This window comes from Streptomyces flavofungini (assembly GCF_041028215.1).
Lineage (GTDB): Bacteria > Actinomycetota > Actinomycetes > Streptomycetales > Streptomycetaceae > Streptomyces > Streptomyces flavofungini_B.
Genome location: NZ_JASKYR010000859.1, coordinates 1 through 3,553 on the forward strand (window position 1 = coordinate 1; position 3,553 = coordinate 3,553).

Sequence of the window (3,553 nt, forward strand, 5' to 3'; positions counted from 1 at the left end):
GGGGCCGGAGCCGCGGTCGTCCTCGCCGACTTCAACGAGGCGGGTGCGCGGGACGTCGCCCGCGAGCTGACCGGGGCGGGCGGCCGGGCCACCGCCGTGCGGGTCGACGTCACCGACCCCGAGTCGGTCCGCGAAGCCGTCGAGTCCGCCGTCCGTACGTACGGCGGACTGCACCTGGCGGTGAACAACGCGGGGATCGCGGGCGCCTCCGCCCCGACCGGTGAGTACGCCGTCGAGGACTGGCAGCGCGTGATCGACACCAACCTCAACGGCGTCTTCTACTCGCTGCGCCACGAACTGCCCCACCTGCTCGCCGCGGGCGGCGGCGCCGTCGTCAACATGTCCTCCATCCTCGGCACCAACGGCTTCGCGGGCTCGCCCGCCTACGCCGCCGCCAAGCACGCGGTCGTCGGCCTCACCAAGACCGCCGCCGTGGAGTACGCGTCGCGGGGCATACGGATCAACGCCGTCGCCCCCGGCTTCATCGACACCCCGCTCCTCAAGGGCGACGACGCCCAGCGCGAGCAGCTCGTCGCGCTGCACCCGCAGGGCCGTCTGGGCACGGCCGCCGAGGTCGCCGAGCTGACGATGTTCCTGCTCTCCGACCGCGCCTCGTTCGTGAACGGCAGCTACCACCTGGTCGACGGCGCCTACGCCGCGCGCTGAGCACACCGGCCACTGGGGGGACCTGAGACCCGGGAGACCGGGAGAGGAGCAGAGAGATGAGCAGCACGATGGACGTACGGATGAAGGCCGTGCAGTACCGCAGTGTCGGCGCGGCCCCCGAGGTGGTCACCGTGCCGCGCCCCGAGCCGGGGCCCGGCCAGGTCCTCCTGAAGGTCACCGCCGCGGGCGTCTGCCACTCCGACATCGCGGTGATGAGCATGCCCGCCGAGGCGCTGGCCTTCCCGCTGCCGCTCACCCTCGGCCACGAGGGCGCGGGCACGGTCGCGGCCCTGGGCGAGGGAGTCACCGGCTTCGAGCCCGGGGACGCCGTCGCCGTCTACGGTCCCTGGGGCTGCGGAAGCTGTCTGCTGTGCGCGCAGGGCAAGGAGAACTACTGCACGCGCGCCGCCGAACTCGGCATCCGCCCGCCCGGCCTGGGGGCGCCCGGCGCCATCGCCGAGTACATGATCGTGGACAACCCCCGGCACCTGGTGCCCCTGGGCGGCCTCGACCCGGTGACCGCCGTGCCGCTGACCGACGCGGGCCTGACCCCCTACCACGCGATCAAGACCTCGCTGCCGAAGCTGACCCCGGGCAGCACCGCCGTGGTCATCGGCACCGGCGGCCTCGGGCACGTGGCCATCCAGCTGCTGCGCGCGCTGACCCCGGCGCGGGTGATCGCCCTGGACGTCACCGAGGAGAAGCTGCATCTCGCCCGCGCGGTCGGCGCCCACGAGACCGTCCTCTCGGACGAGCACGCGGCGGGCCGGGTCCGCGCGCTGACCGGCGGCCTGGGCGCCCAGGCGGTGTTCGACTTTGTCGGCGCGCCGCCCACCGCCGCCACGGCCGCCGCCTGTGCCGGGGTCGAGGCGGACGTCGCCATCGTCGGCCTCGGCGGCGGAGCCGCCTCCGTCGGCTTCGGCACGACCGCCTACGACGTGGCGGTCCGCTCCCCGTACTGGGGCAGCAGGGCGGAACTGGTCGAGGTCCTCGACCTGGCCCGCGCGGGCGCGATCGACGTGCACGTGGAGACGTACACCCTGGACGACGCCCCGAAGGCGTACGAGAACCTGCACGCGGGCCGGGTCAACGGCCGCGCGGTGATCCTGCCCAACGGCTAGCCGACCCTTTCGCAAAATAAACTCTGCAAAACTTCTTTTGCGAAAGGGATGCGCCGCCGTACGCTCGCGCCATGAACGGCGATGACAAGAGACGCGTACTCGACCCCGAGAGCGACGTGGCGGCGCTCAAGGCGCTCACGCATCCGCTCCGCATCAGGCTCCTCGGCCTGCTGCGCGCGGACGGACCGGCCACCGCGACCGAGCTGGCGGCGGCCACGGGGGAGTCGTCCGCCGCCACCAGCTACCACCTGCGGGTCCTCGCGAAGTACGCGTTCGTCACCGAGGCCGAGCAGCGCGACGGCAGGGAGCGCCGCTGGCGCTCCGTCCACGAGGTGACCTCGTGGAGCAGCCGCGCGATGGCGGAGTCACCCGGCGGCGGTGACTTCGTCGGCGCAATGCGCAGACGCCAGATCCAGCACCTCACGGAGGCGGTCGAGCGCCACGAGGGCGACATGGCCGCCGGGCGGCTCGACCCGGCGTGGCTCGAACCCGCCGGAATCAGCGACCTGCTGCCGAGGCTCACGCCGGAGTCCCTGGGCGAGCTGTGGCAGACGTTCGAGTCGAAGCTCGCCGAGCTCACCGACCGCGACGCCGCCGACCCGAACGCGAGGCGGACGGTGCTCTTCACGGCGGGCCTGCCGCTGGCGCCGCGCGAGTCGGCACCGGCGACTGAACCGGACGCCGGGGCCACCGAGGACGCTGCGGGCACCCCGTGACGACCCCGGTGACACGACCCGGGCACCCCGCGCCGACACCGGGGACGGATGCCCTGGACATACGCACCGCGCGGCGCCGCTACGTCACCGTCAGCGTCCTGTTCTGGCTGCCGCTCGGGCTCGCCATCGCCCCGCAGCTGCTGCTGTTCACCGAGCGCGGCATGAGCCTGGCCACCATCGCGGGCTTCTTCGCCGCGCACTCGCTCACCGCCGCCGCGCTCGAACTCCCCACGGGCGGACTCTCCGACGTCCTGGGCCGCCGGGCGGTCCTCGTCGCCGCGGGCCTGCTCGACCTGGTCGCGTTCCTGCTGGGCGGACTCGGCACCACCGCGGGGGCGCTGGCGCTCGGCATGGCGGTCAAGGGCGCGGGGCGCGCCCTGTCCAGCGGTCCCGCCGAGGCCTGGTACGTCGACACCGTCCAGGCCGCGGCGGGGCCGGACGCCGAACTGCGCACCGGCCTGGCCCGGGGCGGCGCGGCCACCGCGGGGGCGCTCGCCGTCGGCACGCTCGTCGGCGGCGCACTGCCCTGGCTGCTCGGCCTCGGCCCCGACCTCGGCGCGCGGCTCGACCAGGCCACCTCCGGCCGGGTGATCCCGCTCGCCGTCCCCGCGCTGCTCGCCGCCGCCCTCGACGTGCTCTTCGTGGTGTACGTCCTGACCGCGCTGCCCGAGCCGCCCAGGAGACCCGCCACGCCGCGCGCGGTGCTGCGCGGCGTCCCCGCCACCATCGTGACCGGGCTGCGGCTCGGCGGCGGCGACGCACTGGTCCGCCGGGTCCTGCTCAGCGCGGCGGCCGCGGGCGGCGCCCTCGCCGCGGTCGAACTGCTCACGCCGGGCCGGGCCGCCGCCCTGACCGGGGACACGGAGAAGGGCGCGGTGCTCTACGCGGGCCTGGCCTGCGCGGGATTCCTCTGCTCGGCGCTCGGCAACCACCTGGCACCCCTCGCCGCCCGGTGCACCGGAGGCGGCGGACGCGCGGTCCTGTGGAGCCTGGCGGCGGGCGTGACGGGACTGCTGCTGCTCGCCGCCACGGCGTCCCTCGGAGGAGCGC

4 protein-coding genes are annotated in these 3,553 nt (G+C 75.0%); all 4 read left to right on the top strand.

Translation table 11 applies throughout. The features are described from left to right. Positions 1–666, top strand: a 666-nt coding sequence (locus AB8Z36_RS35625) for an SDR family NAD(P)-dependent oxidoreductase (RefSeq protein ID WP_369217530.1), incomplete at its 5' end; no start/stop codon positions are given. 80 nt (positions 667–746) lie between these two features. Continuing rightward, positions 747–1,787, top strand: a complete 1,041-nt coding sequence (locus AB8Z36_RS35630) for an NAD(P)-dependent alcohol dehydrogenase (protein WP_369217533.1) — start codon at positions 747–749, stop codon at positions 1,785–1,787. Between the two features lie 71 nt (positions 1,788–1,858). Beyond that, complete coding sequence (locus tag AB8Z36_RS35635) at positions 1,859–2,503, top strand: helix-turn-helix domain-containing protein (RefSeq protein ID WP_369217531.1); 645 nt, start codon at positions 1,859–1,861, stop codon at positions 2,501–2,503. A gap of 8 nt (positions 2,504–2,511) precedes the next feature. Next, positions 2,512–3,553 (top strand): MFS transporter (locus AB8Z36_RS35640; protein ID WP_369217532.1); only part of this gene is annotated, 1,042 nt, incomplete at its 3' end.

Excerpts from the sequence above, each read along its gene's own strand:
- AB8Z36_RS35630 (WP_369217533.1), top strand. The coding sequence starts at position 747 with ATGAAGGCCGTGCAGTACCGCAGTGTCGGCGCGGCCCCCGAGGTGGTC.
- AB8Z36_RS35635 (WP_369217531.1), top strand. The coding sequence starts at position 1,859 with ATGAACGGCGATGACAAGAGACGCGTACTCGACCCCGAGAGCGACGTG.